Annotated in this window: 14 protein-coding genes and 1 pseudogene; 8 read left to right on the top strand and 7 right to left on the bottom strand. The window is 74.1% G+C overall.

The window, feature by feature from the left end; genetic code table 11:
• Nucleotides 1-85 precede the first annotated feature (85 nt).
• The 5 genes and pseudogenes from J7462_RS24225 to J7462_RS24205 all read left to right on the top strand — a co-directional run bounded on the left by J7462_RS24225 (nucleotide 86) and on the right by J7462_RS24205 (nucleotide 6,770).
• Nucleotides 86-1,339 carry a cytochrome ubiquinol oxidase subunit I gene (locus J7462_RS24225; protein WP_219466987.1) on the top strand — a complete coding sequence of 418 codons (1,254 nt, stop codon included), beginning with the start codon at nucleotides 86-88 and terminating at the stop codon, nucleotides 1,337-1,339.
• 10 nt (nucleotides 1,340-1,349) lie between these two features.
• Nucleotides 1,350-2,357, top strand: coding sequence for a cytochrome d ubiquinol oxidase subunit II (locus tag J7462_RS24220; protein ID WP_219466984.1), 1,008 nt, complete (start codon nucleotides 1,350-1,352; stop codon nucleotides 2,355-2,357).
• Nucleotides 2,354-4,075, top strand: a complete 1,722-nt coding sequence (cydD, locus tag J7462_RS24215) for a thiol reductant ABC exporter subunit CydD (protein WP_219466981.1) — start codon at nucleotides 2,354-2,356, stop codon at nucleotides 4,073-4,075. The genes J7462_RS24220 and cydD overlap by 4 nt, the downstream gene beginning before the upstream one ends.
• 64 nt (nucleotides 4,076-4,139) lie before the next feature.
• Nucleotides 4,140-5,998: pseudogene (gene cydC / locus J7462_RS24210) on the top strand (thiol reductant ABC exporter subunit CydC).
• A gap of 103 nt (nucleotides 5,999-6,101) precedes the next feature.
• Nucleotides 6,102-6,770 carry a permease prefix domain 1-containing protein gene (locus tag J7462_RS24205; protein ID WP_219466975.1) on the top strand — a complete coding sequence of 223 codons (669 nt, stop codon included), beginning with the start codon at nucleotides 6,102-6,104 and terminating at the stop codon, nucleotides 6,768-6,770.
• A 10-nt stretch (nucleotides 6,771-6,780) separates the two neighbouring features.
• Here J7462_RS24205 and J7462_RS24200 read toward each other — a convergent pair whose 3' ends face one another.
• Complete coding sequence (locus J7462_RS24200) at nucleotides 6,781-7,122, bottom strand: PadR family transcriptional regulator (RefSeq protein ID WP_208568633.1); 342 nt, start codon at nucleotides 7,120-7,122, stop codon at nucleotides 6,781-6,783.
• Between the two features lie 140 nt (nucleotides 7,123-7,262).
• On the opposite strand from J7462_RS24200, the gene J7462_RS24195 reads away from it, so the two are divergent.
• Nucleotides 7,263-8,264 carry a DNA primase gene (locus J7462_RS24195; protein WP_219466972.1) on the top strand — a complete coding sequence of 334 codons (1,002 nt, stop codon included), beginning with the start codon at nucleotides 7,263-7,265 and terminating at the stop codon, nucleotides 8,262-8,264.
• A gap of 302 nt (nucleotides 8,265-8,566) precedes the next feature.
• On the opposite strand, the gene J7462_RS33750 is transcribed toward J7462_RS24195, so the two are convergent.
• The 5 genes from J7462_RS33750 to J7462_RS24170 all read right to left on the bottom strand — a co-directional run bounded on the left by J7462_RS33750 (nucleotide 8,567) and on the right by J7462_RS24170 (nucleotide 16,303).
• Nucleotides 8,567-10,516 (bottom strand): DUF4573 domain-containing protein, encoded by a 1,950-nt coding sequence (locus J7462_RS33750; protein ID WP_374197589.1) that lies wholly within the window; start codon nucleotides 10,514-10,516, stop codon nucleotides 8,567-8,569.
• Between the two features lie 672 nt (nucleotides 10,517-11,188).
• Nucleotides 11,189-11,782, bottom strand: a complete 594-nt coding sequence (locus tag J7462_RS24185; RefSeq protein ID WP_088643912.1) for an ATP/GTP-binding protein — start codon at nucleotides 11,780-11,782, stop codon at nucleotides 11,189-11,191.
• A 1-nt stretch (nucleotide 11,783) separates the two neighbouring features.
• The gene (locus J7462_RS24180) at nucleotides 11,784-12,161 is read right to left on the bottom strand and encodes a DUF742 domain-containing protein (RefSeq protein ID WP_088643989.1); all 378 of its coding nucleotides are present in this window, start codon (nucleotides 12,159-12,161) and stop codon (nucleotides 11,784-11,786) included.
• Between the two features lie 96 nt (nucleotides 12,162-12,257).
• The gene (locus J7462_RS24175) at nucleotides 12,258-12,662 is read right to left on the bottom strand and encodes a roadblock/LC7 domain-containing protein (RefSeq protein WP_067304724.1); all 405 of its coding nucleotides are present in this window, start codon (nucleotides 12,660-12,662) and stop codon (nucleotides 12,258-12,260) included.
• On the bottom strand, nucleotides 12,659-16,303 hold the full coding sequence (locus J7462_RS24170; RefSeq protein ID WP_308291012.1) for a nitrate- and nitrite sensing domain-containing protein: 3,645 nt from the start codon (nucleotides 16,301-16,303) through the stop codon (nucleotides 12,659-12,661). Before J7462_RS24170 ends, J7462_RS24175 begins: the two co-directional genes overlap by 4 nt.
• Nucleotides 16,304-16,688: 385 nt before the next feature.
• Here J7462_RS24170 and J7462_RS24165 point away from each other — a divergent pair, with 385 nt between their 5' ends.
• Complete coding sequence (locus J7462_RS24165; RefSeq protein ID WP_255597883.1) at nucleotides 16,689-17,099, top strand: uridine kinase; 411 nt, start codon at nucleotides 16,689-16,691, stop codon at nucleotides 17,097-17,099.
• 1 nt (nucleotide 17,100) lies between these two features.
• Here J7462_RS24165 and J7462_RS24160 read toward each other — a convergent pair whose 3' ends face one another.
• The gene (locus J7462_RS24160) at nucleotides 17,101-18,177 is read right to left on the bottom strand and encodes an adenosine deaminase (protein WP_208568638.1); all 1,077 of its coding nucleotides are present in this window, start codon (nucleotides 18,175-18,177) and stop codon (nucleotides 17,101-17,103) included.
• 215 nt (nucleotides 18,178-18,392) lie between these two features.
• On the opposite strand from J7462_RS24160, the gene J7462_RS24155 reads away from it, so the two are divergent.
• Nucleotides 18,393-19,454 (top strand): putative RNA methyltransferase, encoded by a 1,062-nt coding sequence (locus J7462_RS24155; protein WP_219470654.1) that lies wholly within the window; start codon nucleotides 18,393-18,395, stop codon nucleotides 19,452-19,454.
• The last annotated feature ends 75 nt before the right edge of the window (nucleotides 19,455-19,529 follow it).

The following is a 19,529-nucleotide window of genomic DNA, read 5'->3' as shown; positions in this document are numbered from 1 at the left end:
CGGCGGCGATGCCGCGCGGATGCATAGGTAGCGAGGCTACGTGTAGGCTTCCTACGACAAGCGGGACTACGTTTAGAGAGCGGTCATGGACACCCTGCTCCTCGCGCGCCTCCAGTTCGCCACCACCACCTCGATCCACTTCCTCTTCGTGGCGGTCACCCTCGGGCTGGTCACCCTGCTGGTCGGCATGCAGACCGCCTGGTTCGTCACCGGCAACCCGCAGTGGGAACGGCTGACCCGGTTCTGGGGCCAGCTCTACGTGATCAACTACGTGCTCGGCATCGCCAGCGGCATCCTGCTGGAGTTCCAGTTCGGGCTGAACTGGAGCGGGCTGTCGCGCTACGTCGGCAACGTCTTCGGGGCCCCGCTGGCGATCGAGACGCTCGTGGCGTTCTTCCTGGAGTCGACGTTCCTCGGCATGTGGATCTTCGGCTGGCACCGGCTGCGGCGCGGCGTACACCTGGCGCTGCTCTGGGGGGTCGCGCTCACCGCGTACGCCTCGGCCTTCTGGATCATGGTGGCGAACGCCTGGCTCCAGCACCCGGTCGGCTACCGGGTGCGTGACGGGGTCGCCCACCTGACCGACTTCGGAGCGTTGCTCACCAACCCCACCCTCGGCATGGCGCTGGGCCACGTGATCGCCGCCAGCCTGCTCACCGGCGGCATGCTGATGGCCTCGGTCAGCGCCTGGCACCTGATCCGACGGACCGCCGACTTCGCCCTGCACCGCACCTCGCTGCGGATCGGGCTGGTCACCGCCGCCCTGTCGGTCAGCCTGGTGCAGGGGTTCGGCTTCGCCCAGTTCGGCCCGGTCGGCGAGCTGCAACCCACCAAGTTCGACGCCGGCCCGACCGCCGACGCCCGGATCGCCGAGTGGACCACCCGGTTCGGCCCCGGTGACTACACCCCGCCGGTGCTGTCCAACGTCGGGCTCGGCTTCATGATCCTCATCGGGTTCACCCTGGGCTGCGTCTGGCTGCTGCTGCCGCTGCTCTGGCGGGACCTGGTGATCCGGCTGCGCTTCCCGCTCTGGCTGACCCTGTGCGCCCTGCCACTGCCCTTCGTCGCGGTCATCCTCGGCTGGCTCGCCCGGGAGGTCGGCCGGCAGCCCTGGGCCGCGTACGGGTTGCTCCCCACCGACCGGGCCGTCTCCGACGTCGACCCGGGCCTGATGCTCGCCTCGCTGATCGGTTTCAGCCTGCTGCTCGGCACCCTCGCCGTCACCAACTGGACGCTGCTCGCCCGGCACGCCGCCCGGGGCGCCACCGACCCGGCGCTCGGCCGCCCGCCCGGCGTCCTCGACGACGACGAACCCCGGCCAGCCCGCACCTTCGCCTGAGAGGACCCCGATGCCCCTCCTCTGGTACGCCCTGCTCGGTCTCCTCTTCGCCGGCTACCTCGTCCTCGCCGGCTACGACTACGGCGTCGGGCTGCTGCTCGCCCGGCGCGACACCCCGGCCGCCCACCGCGCCGGGCTCACCGCGCTCGGCCCCTTCTTCCTCGGCAACGAGGTGTGGCTGGTGGCCGCCGTCGGCATCCTCTTCGGCGTCTTCCCCACCCTGGAGGGCGAACTCCTCTCCGGCTACTACCCCGCCGTGGCCGGAGCGCTGGCCGGGGTGATCCTGGTCACGGCCGGGGTGCAGCAGCGCAGTCGGCCGACCGGGCCGGCCGCCCGCCGGCACTGGGACCGGGTGGTCGTGGTCGGCAGCGCACTCGCCGTGTTCGGCTGGGGTGCCCTGCTCGCCGGGCTGCTCCAGGGCCTGCCGATCGACACCTACGGTCACGTCGCCGGGCAGAGCCACCTGGCCACCCCGTTCGTCGCCGCCACCGGGCTCGCCCTGCTCGTCCTCGTCGCCGCGCACGGTGCGACCTTCCTCACCCTGCGGCTGCCGACCGCCGACGCCCCGGTGACCGCCCGGCTGGCCCGCCGGCTGCTCGTCGGGTCGCTCGCCGCCGTCACCACGGCCGCCGCGCTGGGCCTGCTCTCCGACCGGGTACGCGCAGCGACCAGCCAGCCGCTTCCCGCCGTACTGCTGCTGGTGGCGCTGGTCGGGGCGCTGGTTGCGGCCCGCGCGGCGCTGCACCGGGGCCGGCCCGGGGTGGCCCTGGCCGCTACCGGCACGGCCCTGGCGCTGCCGGTGGCGCTGGTCGGGGTGGCCCGTTGGCCGGCCGTGCTGGTCTCCACGGTCGACCCGGCGGCCACCGTCGGCGTCACCGACGCGGCGGCCAGCGGGCCGACGTTGCAGCTGCTGGGCTGGCTGCTGCTGCCCCTCCTGCCGGCCCTACTAGGCTTCCAGGCAATGTGCTGGTGGGTGTTCCGGGGACGGACCGACGGCAGGGCACCGGTGTACTGGTGAACCGCCGTCCCTTCGACCCGCGTCTGCTGCGCCGGGTCCCCGCGGCCCGGCGCGACCTCGCCGTGCTCGCCGCCCTCGGCGGGCTCACCGCGCTGCTGGTCGTCGCGCAGGCCACCGCCCTGGCCACGGTGCTCGCGACCGCCATCGACGGCCGGCTGGACACCACCGCGCTGGCCGGTTTCGTCGCCGCCGTCGGCGGTCGGGCCCTGGTCACCTGGGGGCAGGGCACCGCCGCCGCACGGGCCGCCGCCACCGTGAAGGCCACCCTCCGCGCCGACCTGCTGGCCGCCGTCGGCCGGCACGGGCCCGGCTGGGTCGCCGGCCAGCGGGCCGGCCAGCTCGCCACACTCACCGGGCGCGGCCTCGACGCGCTGGACGCCTACTTCACCGGCTACCTCCCCCAGCTCGTGCTCAGCGTCACCGTGCCGGCCGCCGTGCTGGCCCGGCTGGTCTTCGCCGACTGGAGCTCGGCCCTGATCATCGTGCTCACCATCCCGCTGATCCCGGTCTTCGGCGCGCTGCTCGGCTGGCAGGCCCAGGCCGCCACCGAACGGCAGTGGCGGCGGCTGTCGATGCTCGGCGGGCACTTCCTCGACATGGTGGCCGGGCTGCCCACCCTGCGCGCGTTCGGCCGGGCCCGGACACAGACCGAGGTGGTCCGCCGGATGGCCGACGGGCACCGGATCGCCACCATGAAGACCCTGCGGATCGCCTTCCTCTCCGCGCTGGTGCTGGAACTGGTCGCCACCCTGTCGGTGGCGCTGGTCGCGGTGCCGGTCGGCATCCGGCTGCTCGACGGCGGCATCACCCTGGCCACCGCGCTGCTGGTGCTGCTGCTCACGCCGGAGGCGTACCTGCCGTTGCGGGCCGCCGGCAGCCGCTTCCACGCCAGCATGGAAGGGCTCACCGCGCTGGACGAGGCGCTGACCGTCTCCGCCGTCACCACCGGCCCGGCCGGTGCGGCGACCGAGGGCCCCGCCGCCGGCGTGCCGGCCGGCCCGGCGGGGGTCGGGGCACGCGTCGGTACGCCGTCCGGGGCGGGCGAGATCGTGTTCACCGACGTCACCGTCGCCTACGAGCGGACCACCGCGTTGCGGGACGTCACGCTCACCATCCGACCGGGCGAACGGATCGCCGTCGTCGGGCCGAGCGGCGCCGGCAAGAGCACCCTGCTCGGCCTGCTGCTCGGCTTCGTCACGCCCACCGCCGGCCGGATCACCGTCGCCGGGGTCGACCTGGCCGACGTCGACCCCGACGACTGGCGTCGGCAGATCGCCTGGGTGCCGCAGCGGGCCCACCTCTTCGCCGCCACGCTTGCCGACAACATCCGGCTGGGCTCCCCCGACACCCCGGACGCCACCCTGACCCGCGCGGTCACCGACGCCGCGCTGGACGACGTGGTGACGGCCCTGCCCGACGGGCTGGGCACCCTGCTCGGCGAGCGCGGCCACGGGCTGTCCAGCGGTCAACGGCAGCGGGTCGCCCTGGCCCGCGCCTTCCTCCGGGACGCCCCGCTCGTGCTGCTCGACGAGCCGACCGCCCGGCTGGACACCGCCAGCGAGACCATCGTCCTGGCGGCCACCCGGCGGCTGGTGGCCGGTCGCACCGCCCTGCTGGTGGCGCACCGGCCGGCCCTCCTGGCGGACGCCGACCGGGTCCTGCACGTCGCCGCCGGGCGGGTGACCGAGCTGACCCCGGCCGCAGAGGCCGGCCGATGAGCGCCCGACCCGCCTCCGTCACGCCGACCCGACCCGCCCCTTCCCTGGCGCGGGAGGCCCGCCGATGAACCCCGGACCCGTCCCCGCCGCGCGGCCCGAACGGGTGGTGCTGCGGCTGGCCCGGCCGTACCTGGGCCGACTGCTCGGGGCCGGACTCCTCGCCTCGGCCACCGAACTCGCCGGACTGGCCCTGATGGCCACCGCCACCTGGCTGCTGATGAGCGCCGCCGGCCAGCCACCGCTGGACCGGCTGACGGTCGCCATCGTGGCCGTCCGGGCGCTGGCGGTCAGCCGGGGCGTGCTGCGCTACACCGAACGGCTCGCCGGGCACGACGCCGTGCTCCGCCTGGTCACCGACGTCCGGGCCCGGGTCTTCGCCACCCTCGCCGCCCGGCCCACCCCGGCCGGCCAGCGCACCGGGGACGCTCTGAGCCGGCTGGTCTCCGACGTCGAGGCGGTGCAGGACCTGCTGCTCCGGGTGCTCGTGCCCGGGGCGGCAGCCGCCCTGGTCGGGGTGCTCGCCGTCGGTGGGGCCGCCCTGATCTCGCTGCCCTCGGCCGGGGTGCTCGCGGTCGGGCTGCTGGTCACCGGGGTGGCACTGCCGGTGCTGGCCACCGCGCTGACCCGTCGGGCCGCCGACGAGGTGGCACCGCTGCGCGGGGCGCTCGCCACCGACGCCGTCGACCTCACCCACGGTGCCGCCGACCTGGCCGCCTTCGGGGCCACCGGCCAGGCGCTGCGGGCCGCGACCCGCCGCGCCGACCGGCTGGCCCGGCTGGAGCGCCGGCTCGCCGCGACCGGATTCGCGGTGGACGCGGCCGGGGTGCTGGTGGCCGGACTGACCGCCGCCGGGGTGGTGCTCGCCGCCCTCCGCGCCGACGTGGCCGGGGTGCTGGTGGGGGTGCTCGCCGTCGGCACCCTCGCCGCGGTGGAGATCACGTTGGCGCTGGTCGGCGCGGCCCGACAGTGGACCCAGCTCCGCGCGGGCCTGTCCCGGGTCGCCGCCCTGCTCGACGACCCCACCGGCGCGGCCGGCCCGGGGCCGCCGGTGACCCGGGAGCCGCCGGTGGCCCGGCAGTCGCCGGTGGCCCGGCAGTCGCCGGTGCTCCGGGGGACGGCGGCCTGGTGGCCGCCGATGGCCCGGGGGGCGTGGGGGCGGCGGCGCGCGACGTGCGGTTCGACGGGGTCGTCGTCCGGTACCGGGAGGGGGCCGCGCCCGCCCTCGCCGGATTCGACCTCGACCTGCCCGCCGGCCGCCGGATCGCGGTCGTCGGGCCGAGCGGCGCCGGCAAGAGCACCCTGGCCGCGGTGCTGACCGGGGCGGTACGACCCGACACCGGCCGGGTCACCCTGGCCGGTCGGGACGTGTCGGCGTACCCGCCCGAGGAACTGCCCCGGGCGATCGGCGGCCTGTTCGCCGAGGCGTACGTCTTCCACGCGTCGGTGCGGGAGAACCTGCTGCTGGGCCGGCCCGACGCGGACGAGGCCGAGCTGGCCGCGGCGACCCGCGCCGCCGGCCTGCTGGACTGGGTGACGGAACAGCCCGACGGTTGGGACACCATGGTCGGCGAGGAGGGCGGTCAGCTCTCCGGCGGGCAGCGGCAGCGGCTCGCGCTGGCCCGGGCACTGCTCGCCGCGCCCGGCGTCCTGGTGCTGGACGAACCGACCGAGGGTCTCGACCCGGTCGCCGCCGACGCGGTACTCGCCGGAGTGCTGGCAGCCACCCCCGCCGGGCACTCCGTGCTGCTGATCAGCCACCGGCTCAGCGGCCTGTCCGGGATGGACGAGGTCGTGGTCCTGGACGCCGGCCGGATCGTCCAGCGGGGGCGGCACGCCGATCTGGTCACCACCGCCGGCTGGTACCGGGACCAGTGGGTGCTCCAGGAGGCCGCAGAGCGCGGATACCTGACGCTGACGCCCTGAACGAGCCGACCCCCGACCCGTGTCCCGGAGCCGCCCCACACCGGAGCCCGGGTCCGGGAATCTCCCCGACGCGCGGCCCGCCCGGTCGTGGCAGGGTGATGCCATGCGCGCCTGCGACAAGGTAGGAATCGACGAGCGGCTGCGGGATCTGGAGTCCCGGCTGCACGGTCCGACGCGGCTACGGACCGAACTGATCCGCGAGGTACGGGACGCGCTGGACGACGCCGCCGAGGCGTACCGGGACGGTGGCCTGCCGGCGCGGGAGGCCGAACGGCGGGCCGTGGTCGACTTCGGCTCGCCTGCCGAACTTGCTCCGGCCTACCAGGCGGAGTTGGCCGCCGGGACGCTGCGCGGGTTGGCCCGGCGGGCGCTGGTGATCGCCGTGCTGCTGGTAGCCTGCGGTGACCTGACCTGGCAGGGGTCGAGCTGGAGCGGTGGGCCGCCCCCGCCCGCCGGCTACCAGGTGCTCGCCGGATCGATGCACGGCATCTGGCTGACCGTGGCCACGGTCGCGCTGGCCGCCCTGGTGTCCGGGCGTTGGGCGGCCCGTCGCGGTCGGGCCGGCACATCCGTGAACCGGCTGCTCGGCTGGGGACTGACCGGCACCCTCACCCTCGGCGCGGTCGCCGGGGTGGCCCTCTTCGGCTGGTCGATCGCGCTGTGGGAGGCCGCCCTGACCTGGCCTCCGATGATCGTCGGCGCGGTGCTGGCCGGGGCCGCCCACTTCGCGCTCTTCCGGGCCACCCGCTTCTGGCTGGTCGCCACCCGCTGACGCTGCGGGGTCAGGCCGGCGTGGCGGGCGGGCCGGCAGGGTCGAGGAACCGGCCGACGGTGGCACTGAACTCGCGCCACCCGGCCCGTTCGCCGGCCAGCGACGCCCGACCGGAGTCGGTGAGCCGGTACGTCCGCCGCTCCCGACCGTTGACCGTGCTCCAGGAACTGGCCACGTGACCGGCCCGCTCCAACCGACGCAACGCCGGATAGATGGTGCCGGTCGGCAGATCGAGCTGGCCCGCGCTGCGGGCGCGCAGCGCCTCGATGACCGCGTAGCCGTGCAGTTCGCCCTGCTCCAGCACGGCCAGCAACAGGGCGTCGAGGTGGCCGTGCAACGCCTGAGCCTTCATACGTAGCAACGCTACTTGTCAGCCGCCCGGACCGCCAGCAGGCACGGGTTCCCGGGCCTCGCCGGGGTGCGGGGTCGGCCCACGGCCGGCCGCCCATTAGGGTATGTGCCCAGAGTCACTCGGCGACCGCATGCCGCCGAGTGGGTAACCCGACGCACACGGAGGTCAGCGTGGCCCGCCAGTCGCCCCAACGGCCCGACGCCGACGAACCCGAGCTCGGCGACACCGATGGGCCGACCGGGCCCGACGTGGAGTCCGGCCCGGCCGACCGCTCGCTCTGGGACGAGCTGAGCATCGATCCGGTCGAGATCGCCCTGCCCGCCGGCACCGGTTTCACCCTCCGGGCGTACCGGGCGGCACGCGAGCTGACCCCGACGGACGTCGCCGAGCGCGACGAGGACGACCCCTTCCTGGCCCGCCGCCAGGTCGTCGAGGCCGAGGACGACGACGAGGTGGTGATCCTCGACGAGGAGTTCGCCGCACTCTCCGCCGAGGACGAGGACGACGCGGACCGTAAGGGCGTGAGCGACGGCAAGCGCGCCGGCGGCAAGGGCACCGACACCCTCGACGCCGACGCCTCGGACGCCGACGACGACACCGACGCCTCGGACGCCGACGAGGACGCGGACGCCGCCGACGACGACACCGACGGCGACGAGGAGGTGCCGGTCTTCCTGAGCCACAAGGGCCGGCTGCTGCTGTTCAAGACGCCCGAGTCGCTCGTCAGTTTCATCCGCTCCGGGGCACCCAACGACCTGTCTCAACTGGACGGTTGGAATGAACTGTCCGAACGGGTGGAGCCGGCCGACATCGCCCCGCGCGACGAGGACACCTACGAACTCGACCTGGTCGTGGAGAACCTGCGCGGTGGGCACGACACGTGGGACCCGACCCTGCTGATCGAGGCCGGCGAGGTCGCCCGTGACCTGTCGTACGCGCTGCGGCTACCCGCCGTGCTGGACATGCTCTCGGCCGGCTCCAGCCTGGACGATCTCGACGAGGCGCTGCGCGCTTCTGTCAACGGCGGAGTCGGTGGATTTCTCGGCCGTAGGCGGCTGAAGAAAATCGGTGCCCAGACCGCAAGCTTGGGGTGGCGCACCATTGTCGGCAAGATCTCTGCCGTCGTGGACTGGCGCGACTGACCCCGAACGGGGAGCATCAGTGGCTGGCAGAGAATAGACCTGTGTCCCGGGAGGAGGACGACGCCGTGGCGCTCGTGCGCGTGTACTGCGGTCTGGCCTCGGCAGATCCGGCCGACCGACCGGCCTCGGCCGGATCGACGCTGACGTCCGCCGTGGTCGACGACGCAGGCCGTCTGCTGCACGTCTACGAGATCAGCGACGACGCGGCGGGTTACGCCCAGCTCGTCACGCTGCTCGTGGAACGGTCGGGCGGGCCGAGCGGCGTGGCGATCGCGGCCGACAGCGACGACCACACGGTCACCTCACTGCTGAGCGCGGCGGGCCGTCCACTGGCGATCGCCGACGACGACTCGGTCGACGACTTCGCCGAGCGGTTCGCCGACGACGACTCCTTGGAGGAGATGCAGTCCGCGCCGGCCGAGCGGCGGGCGGTGGGCCTGGCCCGCGCCCTCCAGGCCGGCGCGCTCTCCGCGGTCACCCTGCCGGCTCCCCGGGACCTGGCCGGCTTCAAGCAGGTCCTCGCCGCGCACGCCGCCCTGTCCAGCGGCCGGCACTCCGCCGCCGTGGCCCTGCGCGAGGTGCTCCGCGAGTTGTATCCGGCCGCCCTGCGGGCGTACCCGGACCCGGCTGATCCGGTGGCGTTGGCCGTCCTCGACGCGCTGCCCGAGCCGAACATGCTCACCGGCACGGCGGCCCGGGGCCGCGACATGTCGGTCGCCGCCGAGGCGGTCACCGCACACCTCACCGCCGACGGGGTGGCCGAGGCCGGGGAGATCGAGGCGGCGGTCACCGCGCTGCGGGTCGCCATCTCCGAGACCCCGCGCCGGGCCACCGTCAACCGGGCGCTCACGTCCGCCGTCGCCGAGACCGTTCGGCAGTCGGTCGCTGCGGTGCGCGCCTGTGACGCCGGCTGCGAGGCTTTGGTGGGCGCGCTCAGCACCCGGGTCAGCGCCCCGAGTCCCATGCCCGGCCGCCGGGCTGCCGCCCGCCGGGGCGAGCAGGTCGGCGAGCTGACCGGCATCAGTGGCACCGGTCCCGGCCTGCGGCCGGTCCGAACCGCAGAGCCGGCCCCGCCGGTACCGACCGGCCGGCGGAGCCGTCCCGAGCCGGTCCCCGGCGGAGCGATGCCGGCCACGCCCCGACCGCTCGGGCCGCCGCCGGTGGCCCCCGCCCCGATCGCCCCACCGCCGGTGGCCCCCCAACCGGTGACCCCGGCTGCCGCCGCCAACCTGCCGACCTCGGCACCACCCGCGCGTACGGACCAGGGCATGCCGCCGGGCCGACGTGGGGGTTCGGACGCACCGACCACCATGATTCCGCCGATCAGGCGCGGGATGGACGCCCCGGCGAACCGGCCCGTCTCGGCTCCGCCACCGCCTCCTCCGGGGATCACCCCGATCGCCCCGGCACAGCGCGGCAACGTGCCGCCCGCCGAGGCCGGTGAGCCGTTCCGGCCGACGCTGACCACCGCCGCGATCAACAACGCACGGGCCGAGCGGCAACGCACCGTGATCCCACCCCGGCCCAAGACCACCGGCGCCCTCTCGACGCCCACTGGTGGGTTCAGCGCGACGGACCTGAACGTCCCGGTGCCGATCACCCGCCCCGAGCCGGAGCCCACCGCCGCGCCGGGTTCGCGGGCGAACTGGCCCCTGGTCAACAACCCGGAGAATCCGGGCGACAGCTCGGCCAACAACCCGGTGGTGCCGGCCTATGGTGAGCGGGCCGGGCGGGCGGGCGACGCCCCCGCCGACCCGGGTGCCGGACGCCGGATCACCCCGCCCTGGCTGGCCGACGACCTGCCCCCGGAGCCGCCGATGTTGCGGCTGGTGGAGCCGCCACCGCTGGCCGACCGGGCGTTGCGGGACGGCTTGGACGCCCCCGCCGATCCGCACCTGGACACTCCCCCGCTGCGGTTGGTCGACCGGGAGGAGGCCGGCCGTCCCGGTCGGCCCAGCCGGGTTGACCGCGCCGAGCGCCTCGACCGGCCGGAGCATCTGGACCGCCCCACCCGGGTCGACCGTCCGGCACGCCTGGACCGGCCCGAGCGGGCCGAGCGCCTGGACCGGCCGGAGCGGTTGGAGCGGTCCGAGCGGCCGGAGCGTCTCGACCGGCCCGAGCGGTTGGAGCGGCCGGAGCGGTCCGAGCGGCCGGAACTTCTCGACCGGCCCGAGCGGCCGGCACGCAGCGAGCGGCCGGGCCTGGAGCGGCGACCGGAGCCGGTCGAACGCCGTCCCGCGCCGATGGAGCACCGCCCGCCACCGGTCTCCGACGAGGGCGACGGCGACCTGTTGATCTTCGCCCAGGCGAAGTCGGCGTGGTTCGTCGGGCACGGCGACGAGAGCGACCTGGAGTGGTCGTCCACCGCGGACACCGGCTGGCAGGCCGCCGAAAAGGTCGCCCAGCCGGCGGTGGGTGCGGAAACCTCGGCCGGGCTACCCAAACGGGTCCCCCAGGCCAACCTCGTTCCCGGCTCGCCGCTGCGCGAGGAGCGTCCGCTGCGGATCGTCCGGGACGCCGCGAGCCTCGCCGAGAACACCACCGGCTACTTCCGGGGTTGGCGTCGTGGGCAGGAGATCGGCGGTTTCGCCGTCGGCGGCCGGCCGGGCCGTGAGGCGGCCGGCGGCTGGGACTTCAGCCGCGACCCGACCGAGCGGGAAGACGATCGGGAGTACGAGTTCCGCTCCGCCGGATACCGGTCCTGACAGTCTGATGGTTCCACCCTGGCCCGGCCCGATTCTTCCGGCCGGGCCAGCGTCGTCGTACCGACCGTGCGGCACCGCGTCCGCATCCCGGTGACCCCCAGGGCGTCGACGTCGCCCAGGTGGCCCCACAGCGGTCGCACGACCCGCCCGCGATGACCGCCGGGAACGCGAACGCGCCCGGTAACGGCCAGGGGCCGCCACCGGGCGCGTCGGAGTCGGTCAGGCCGGCGCGACCGCGCGCGACCGCCGCATGGTGAGGACGTACTCGACCAGCGAGATCAGCACGTGCTTGGTCGACTCCCGGTTACGGGCGTCACAGGCCACCACCGGGACGTCGGTCGAGATCGCCAACGCGTCCCGGACGTCCTGCGGGTCGTGGTACTGCATCCCGTCGAAGCAGTTGATGGCCACCAGGTACGGCAACCGCCGGTGCTCGAAGAAGTCGATCGCCGCGAAGCAGTCGGCCAACCGGCGGGTGTCGACCAGCACCACGGCACCGATGGCACCCCGGACCAGTTCGTCCCACATGAACCAGAACCGCGTCTGACCGGGCGTACCGAACAGGTACAGGATCAGATCCCGGTCGATCGAGATACGGCCGAAGTCCATCGCCACCGTGGTCGTCGTCTTGCCCGGCACCTGCCGGGTGTCGTCGACGCCCACACCGGCGGAGGTCATGATGGCCTCGGTGGTCAGCGGCGTGATCTCCGAGACCGAGCCGACCAGCGTCGTCTTGCCGACGCCGAACCCACCGGCGATAACGATCTTCGCCGACGTCACGCGCCCGTTCGGGGCAGGCGGCCGCTGCGACATGTCAGAGCCTGCGAAGTCCACTCAGCACCCTCTCCAGCAGTTCAGTGCCCACCGCGTCGTCCGAGTCGTCCAGAATGGTCGGCTCGTGGACCGCGACCAGGCCGTCCGTCGCCATGTCGGCGATGAGCACCCGGGCCACACCGAGCGGGAGTTGCATCCGCGCCGCGATCTCGGCCAGCGACTGCACACGTCCGTCACACAGCGCGGCGATGTACTGGTGCTCCCGGCCCTGACCGCCGTTGCCACCGGCAGCAGCGCGACCGCGCACCGTCGTCTCGACGAGCGCCTCCAAGGCGATGTCGAGCCGGGGACGGGTGCGACCACGGGTCACGGCGTACGGCCGGACCAACGCACCTGTCGGTTCGTCACGATCGACCATCTCGCCACTCACCTCCTTCGCCCCCGGCACCGGCTCTCGCCCGGTGGAACCCGTCGTTGTTGTCGTCGTTCCGTGCCGACCAACTGGTCAGCCCGGTCAGCCCATCATCCCGACAGCCGTACGGGCCTGCGGGGTGAGCGCGTCGCCCACCCGGTCGACCAGCAACGCCATCTCGTAACCGACCTGACCGACGTCACAGCTGCGGGCGGCCAGCACGGCGAACGACGAGCCGTCCGAGATGGACATCAGGAACAGGAAGCCGTTGTCCATCTCGACGACGGTCTGCAACACCGCGCCGCCCTCGAAGCAGCGGGCCGCCCCCTGGGTCAGGCTGACCAGGCCGGACGCGATCGCGGCCAACTGGTCGGCCCGGTCCCGGGGCAGGTCGCGCGACGAAGCGAGGAGCAGGCCGTCGGCGGATACCGCGACCGCGTGCGCGACACCCGGCACCCGGTCGGCGAAGTTGGCCAGCAGCCAACCAAGATCCTGCGTAGTTGTCATCCTTCTTGCTCCTTCTGCCCGCTCCCGCCCGCCGGGCCGAAGCCAGACGGCGAGGATTGCTGCCCGCCCGGAGTCGCGTCCGGGTTGGTGGGGTTGTCCGAGGTGGTCCGGCCGCGTTGCACACCTCGATGGTAGGCCGAGAGCAGACCCCTGACTGCCTCCGGCGTACGTCGCTGCACCGACGCGGCCGGCTTCTCGATCGCCCCTGGCACCAGCTGCGCCATCGGCGTCCGCTTCGGCAGGCCGGTCTGGGTGGTCCCGGCCACCGGTGCCTCGGTCGCGGCCACCGCCGCCCGCCAACCGTCGTCGGCGGCGGTCTGCCAGGAGTTGGGCTGAGGGGCGGGGCGGCGGGCCGGCGGGCCGTCGCCGCGACCGGCGAATCCCCCGTTCGCTGTCGACCCGTTGTCACGCGGCACGCCCCCGGCCGGCGCGGTGTCTGCCATCGGTGCGCTACCTGTCGTCCCTGGTGCGGTGTACTGGGCCGGGTGGATGGCGGTGTCGACGGCGGACTGCGAGGTCCCCGCGCCATTGGTCAACGACTGTCGGGCACCGGCTGACTCCTCCGGACCCGGCTTGCGGGTGCGGAACCAGGCCGACTCCAGCTCCCGGAAGATCGGCAGTTCCATCGTCTCGTCCGCGTACCGCTGCTGGGGGACCTGCTGCGGCGCTGACGGCCGGTTGGCTGCCGGCTGCGCGGCCCGCACCGGCGGCGGCGTCGGCTGGCGGGGGGCCGGCGTCGGCTCGGCGCGCGGCACCCGGGGCAGCTCGGTGGTCATGTCCAGGGCGGCGGAGAGCCGTTCGGGGACCGGCGGGGTGGCCGTGTCCCGGTCGGGATTGGCCACCGGCGGCCAGGCCGGCGGGGCACCGGCACCCGGGGCAGCACCGCCGGAGGTGGGCCGGGACGGCAGCGGGGCACCGGGCGAACCGGACACCGGCGCAGCCGGGCCGGGGTGACCGGCGTACGGGGACGCCGACACCGGGTAGCCGGACATCGGCTGACCGGAAACCGGGTAGCCGGAGACCGGCTGGCCCGACACGGGGTGACCCGATACGGGCTGGCCCGACACGGGCTGGGCGGAGACCGGTGCGACCGGGTACGCCGGCGGCAGCGGCGGTGCCGACACCGGCGGGACCGGCGGAGAGCTGTACGGCCGGGCCTCCGGGCTGCTCGGCAGCTGACGCGGGATGACCGGCTGCTGGGCGGTGTTGTCCGGGTCGTCGGTGCTGCGCCGTTGGGGCAGCGGATCGATCGACTGCCCGTTGGTGGGTCGCGGGGTGAACCCGTCGCTGCCGTTGATCCCGCTGGCACCGGTGAGGTCCGACCAGGCGGGCAGACCGCGCCCGCCGTTGGCCGGGGCGGCGGAGCCGTTGCGCGGAGCCGGGTCGAAGGGCCGGCCGCCGAGGGTGACCTGGTTGCCGGAATCGCCCTGTCGGGGGGCGGGCGGTTGGCCGTTGCCGAGCGCGGGCAGCGCACCGAAGGCCGGCGGGGCACCGGCACCGCCGAAGGCCGGCGACGTGCCGTTGCCGCCGAAGGCCGGCGAGGTGCCGTTGCCACCGAAGGCCGGGGTCGGGGCGGAACCACCGAAGGCCGGCGCGGCACCGCCGAACTGGGGGCCGGGGCCCGGCAGTCCTGGGGTGCCCGGGGCCCGGCCGGTGAGGGCACGCGGCACGAGCACCGAGGTGGGCAGGACGACCTCGGCCACGGTGCCCCGGTCGGTGCCGGGCCGCAGCTCGACCTTGACGCCGTGCCGGGAGGCCAACCGGGCCACCACGACCAGGCCCATCATCCGGGAGACGGCCACGTCCACCTGGGGTGGGGTGGCAAGCCGCTCGTTGAGATCGGACAACTGCTCGGCGCTGATGCCGATGCCCCGGTCCTCGACGTAGAGCGACGCGCGGTCACCGACCCGGCGGGCCTCGACCATCACCTGGGAGTCCGGCGGGGAGAACGCCGTAGCGTTGTCGAACAACTCGGCGACCAGGTGGACCAGGTCGTTGACCGCGTGTGCGGAGACCTCGATGTCGCGGTCGATGACCCCGAACTCGATCCGGGTGTAGTGCTCGACCTCGGACTGGGCGGCACGCAGCACGTCGATGAGGGCGGCCGGCTCGCGCTGCACCCGGGTGGAGTCGGCACCGGCGAGGACCAGCAGGTTCTCGTCGTTACGGCGCATCCGGGTGGCCAGGTGGTCGAGCTGGAACAACTCGGCCAGGCGGTCCGGGTCCTCCTCGCCGCGCTCCAGCCGGTCCAGGTGGCCGATCAGACGGTCGACCAGGATCTGCGAGCGGCGGGCGAGGTTGACGAACATCGTCGCGACCGAGGAGCGGAGTGCGGCCTGCTCGGCGGCGGTCCGGACGGCCTCCAGGTGGACGGCGTTGAACGCCTCGGTCACCTGGCCGAACTCGTCGCGGCTGCGCACCGGCAGCGGCTCGGCGATCTGGTTGGCCAACTGGGCCGGGGACTGCTGCCCGGTGAACTGCGGGTCCCGCAGCCGGGCCACCGCCTGCGGCAGCCCGAACTGGGCGATCGACAGGGCACCCTGACGCAGCTCGCGCAGGGAGCGGGCCATCGAGCGGGCGACCAGGTAGGCGAACAGGATCGCCAGCAGCAGCATGCTGAGCAGCAGGCCGGTCTCCAGGAAGACCTGACGCTGGACGTCGGAGCGCAACTCGTCGGCCTTGGCGACGACGTCGCTGTCGAGGCGTACCTCCACGGACCGGTTGAGCTGGGCGTACGCGACCATGGCCGCGTCCCACTGGTCGGTGCTGAAGGTGAGGCCGTCGAGCTTGTCGCTGTTGAGCGCGCTGACCTGGCCGGCGTAGATGTCCGCCTGACGCCGGTCGGAGCCGGAGATGGTCTGGTCCTGGAACTCGCGCTCGGCGCGACTGGCCACCGCCTGGAAGCTCTGCAGGGCCTGCTGCTCACCGGTGTTGCTGGAGATGTACAGCTCCCGCAGGGCGGGCGTGTACGCCTTCTGGAGCAGCACCTGGTGCACCGCGATCCGGCGGACGGAGGCGTACTCCTTGGCGCGGGCCATCGCGGCGGCGGCGCGCATCTGGTCGCTCAGGTCGTTGTCACCGGCGAGCTGGGTGGCCGAGTCACGGATGGTGATCAGATTGTTGATCAGGCCGGTGTACCGGCTGACCGCCTCGCTGAGCCGGAGCTTGCCGTTGTAGACCTGGCTGCGGATGCCGGGCATCTCCGTCAGGTCGCTGTCGATCCGGTCGAGCTGCGCCTCCAGGGTCGCCGGCAGGCCCTCGATCTCGGCGCGCTGTTGCGAGTAGGGCGACTTCGACTGGTCGACCCGCTGGTTGACCCGGTTGTACGCCTCCTGGTATTGCGCGCGAGCCTGCCCCTTCGGCGACCCGAGCAGGAGGACGGCGTTGGTGCGCTCGTCCTGGAGGGTGTTGACGAGGTCACCGGAGTAACCCACCAGGTTGGCCAGGTCGCCGGCCCGGTTGGCGTTGTTGAGCGTCTGCAGGTGGTCCACCAGCCCGCTGGTGCCCACGACGACCGTGGCGATGGTCGGCACGATCATGATCAGCCCGAGCTTGGACCAGATCGGCATGTCGCGGAGCCGGCCGGCCGGCCGACGCAGACGCGACAGGAAGGAGTTCGCCGTCGTTGGCCGTTTGCTCACGTCACCGCCCTCGCGATTACAGCGTCTCCGCGTTGCCACGGGCAACGCCCAGCAGCCGACCCGGCGGGTCGGACCTCCGAGATTCCATCACGCCTCCCCTGAAAGAGAAAGCCCAGGTTGTCGGTCGCCGGAGGTGTGATGAGATGTTGATGCAATTTGATCGCAATCCGTCTTTCCGGAGTTACCCAAAGTAATGGAATATCGCCACCGCGTCGTGCTCCTCGCCGGCCCCTCCGGGTCCGGAAAGTCGTACATAGCGCAACGAACCGGCCTTCCCGTGCTCTGCCTGGACGACTTCTACAAGAACGGTGATGACCCTACGTTGCCGCGACGAAACGGACTGGTCGACTGGGACGCGCCCGAGTCGTGGGACGCGGGAACGGCCGTGGAGACAATTGACCGACTGGCCCAGCAGGGCCGGGCCGAAGTGCCCGTCTATGCGATCGGTGCGGATCGCCGGGTGGCCACCCGGCCATTTGACGTGACCGGATCGCCACTTTTCATCGCCGAAGGGATTTTCGCCGCCGACATCGTCGAGGAGTGCCGCCGACGAGGGCTGCTCGCCGGGGCGTACGCGCTGCGTCGACCGCGCGGGGCGACCTTCGTCCGCCGGCTGGCCCGGGACCTGTCCGAGCAGCGCAAGGCACCGAAGGTGCTGATCCGGCGCGGGGTGGCGCTGCTGCGCGCCGAACCGGCGGTGCTGCGCCGGCAGACCGGCCTCGGCGCCGAGGCGGCCCACGCGCGGGAGATCCTGCGCCGGGTGGCCGACCTGGTCGCCGGCCACCCGCACCGCTGAGTCAGCCGATCAGCTTCGCGTACGCCGGCTTGATCACCTCGTCGATGATCGCCAACCGCTCGTCGAACGGGATGAAGGCGCTCTTCATCGCGTTGACCGTGAACCACTGGAGTTCCTTCCAGCCGTAGCCGAAGTTCTCCACCAGCAGCGCCATCTCCCGCGACATCGACGTGCCGCTCATCAGCCGGTTGTCGGTGTTCACCGTCACCCGGAACCGCAGCTCGCGCAGCAGCCCGATCGGGTGTTCGGCGATCGACGCCACCGCGCCGGTCTGCACGTTCGACGACGGGCACAGCTCCAGCGGGATCCGCTTGTCCCGCACGTACGCGGCCAGCCGGCCGAGCGTCGGCACCGGACCCGGGGTGATGTCGTCGACGATCCGCACCCCGTGGCCGAGCCGGTCCGCCCCGCACCACTGGATCGCCTGCCAGATCGACGGCAGGCCGAACGCCTCACCGGCGTGGATGGTGAAGTGGAAGTTCTCCCGCTGGAGATACTCGAAGGCGTCCAGGTGGCGGGTGGGCGGGAAACCGGCCTCGGCACCCGCGATGTCGAAGCCCACCACCCCGGCGTCGCGGTGCCGGACGGCCAGCTCGGCGATCTCCTGCGACCGGGCGGCGTGCCGCATCGCGGTGAGCAGGGTGCCGACCCGGATCGGGGTGCCCGCCGCAGCGGCCTCCGCGCTGCCCTCCACGAACCCGGCGACGACCGCCTCGACCACCTCGTCCAGGGTGAGGTTCTGCTCCAGGTGCTGCTCGGGGGCGAACCGGACCTCGGCGTACACCACACCGTCGGCGGCCAGGTCGAGCGCGCACTCACGGGCCACCCGGCGCAGCGCCGCAGCGGTCTGCATGACCGCGACGGTGTGCGCGAACGTCTCCAGGTAGCGCTCCAGCGAACCCGAGTGCGCCGCCTCCGCGAACCACCGGCCGAGCGCCTCCGGATCGGTGCTCGGCAGCTCGTGCCCCACCTCGGCGGCCAGCTCGACGACCGTCGCCGGCCGCAGGCCGCCGTCGAGATGATCGTGCAGCAGCGCCTTCGGGACCTTGACGATGTCCTCGTATCGGATTGCGACCATCCCCCGACCCTAGTCACGCCCCCCAACGGACCGCGATCAGGCTCACGCCGACCCGCCGACCCGCCGACCCGCTGACCCGCCGACCCGCCGACCCGGGCGCGGGACCCGCGCATCGGGCAGACATGCCGGCGGCCCGGCCGGCCGTGCGCCGTAGGCTGCTGCGGGTGACCGCGCCGCACCCGTTCGAGCAGCCCGTCGACGCGACGCACCCGCAGATCGTCGCCCGGCTGCGCTGCCCGGTCTGCACCCAGCCGCTGGCCGCCGCCACCGACACCCGCGCGTTGCGCTGCCCCCGCCGGCACAGCTTCGACCTGGCCCGCCAGGGGTACGTCACCCTGCTCGCCGGCCGGGCCCCGCACGTCGGGGACACCGCCGAGATGGTCGCCGCCCGCGCCGACTTCCTGGCCGCCGGGCACTACGACATGATCTCGTCCACCCTGGCCAAGGCGGCGGCATCCGCCCTGTCAACGCCCACCGGCCCCGCCGAAGCGAGCGAACCGGCCGAAGCCAGCGAACCGGCCGAACCGGCCGAACCGGCAGCCGCGAACAGGCTGCCAGCATCGACCCCGGCAACGGGAAATGGGCCGGCCCAGGTCAGCGGACCGGCAGCCCAGGCCGGGCCGGCAGCCGCGAGCGGACCGGCCGAGGCGAGCGGGGAGGTGGACCGGGCGGCAGGCGGGTCGGAGCGGGTGGGCTTCGGGGCGTACCCGCTGGTGGTGGAGGCCGGGGCGGGCACCGGGCGGCACCTCGCGGCGGTGCTGGCGGCGCTGCCCGACGCCGTGGGTCTGGCCCTGGACGTCGCCAAGCCGGCGCTGCGCCGCGCCGCCCGCGCCCACCCCCGGGCCGCCGCCGCGCTCGCCGACACCTGGCAGCGGTTACCGCTGGCCGACCGGTCGGTGGCCGTGCTGCTCGACGTCTTCGCCCCGCGCAACGGCGACGAGTTCCACCGGGTGCTGCACCCCGCCGGGGTGCTGCTGGTGGTCACCCCCACCGACGCCCACCTCGCCGAGCTGGTCGACGTGCTCGGGCTGCTGCGGGTCGACCCGGCCAAGGCCGACCGGGTCGCCGACAGCCTCGCCGGGCGGTTCACCCCGGAGCACACCGCCGTGCACACCGCCCGGCTCACCCTCGACCGGGCCGAGGTGGCCACCCTGGTCGGGATGGGGCCGAGCGCCTGGCACACCGACCCGGCGCGGCACGCCGCCGCGATCGACGCGCTGCCCACCCCGGTCACGGTGACCGCGTCGGTACGCCTGACCACCTGGCGTCCCCGCTGACCACGACGTCACCAGAGGAACCGCCCCCGTCGACCACGACGTGCCCGGGGACCCGCCGGCCCACTGGCCCACGAG

It is taken from the genome of Micromonospora sp. RL09-050-HVF-A (assembly GCF_019374995.1).
Lineage (GTDB): Bacteria > Actinomycetota > Actinomycetes > Mycobacteriales > Micromonosporaceae > Micromonospora > Micromonospora antibiotica.
The sequence above is the reverse complement of the archived record's forward strand: the minus strand, read 5'-3'. Positions and strand labels throughout refer to the sequence as shown.

Excerpts from the sequence above, each read along its gene's own strand:
- J7462_RS24225 (WP_219466987.1), top strand. The coding sequence starts at position 86 with ATGGACACCCTGCTCCTCGCGCGCCTCCAGTTCGCCACCACCACCTCG.
- J7462_RS24220 (WP_219466984.1), top strand. The coding sequence starts at position 1,350 with ATGCCCCTCCTCTGGTACGCCCTGCTCGGTCTCCTCTTCGCCGGCTAC.
- J7462_RS24205 (WP_219466975.1), top strand. The coding sequence starts at position 6,102 with ATGCGCGCCTGCGACAAGGTAGGAATCGACGAGCGGCTGCGGGATCTG.
- J7462_RS24200 (WP_208568633.1), bottom strand. The coding sequence starts at position 7,122 with ATGAAGGCTCAGGCGTTGCACGGCCACCTCGACGCCCTGTTGCTGGCC.
- J7462_RS24185 (WP_088643912.1), bottom strand. The coding sequence starts at position 11,782 with ATGTCGCAGCGGCCGCCTGCCCCGAACGGGCGCGTGACGTCGGCGAAG.
- J7462_RS24180 (WP_088643989.1), bottom strand. The coding sequence starts at position 12,161 with ATGGTCGATCGTGACGAACCGACAGGTGCGTTGGTCCGGCCGTACGCC.
- J7462_RS24175 (WP_067304724.1), bottom strand. The coding sequence starts at position 12,662 with ATGACAACTACGCAGGATCTTGGTTGGCTGCTGGCCAACTTCGCCGAC.
- J7462_RS24160 (WP_208568638.1), bottom strand. The coding sequence starts at position 18,177 with ATGGTCGCAATCCGATACGAGGACATCGTCAAGGTCCCGAAGGCGCTG.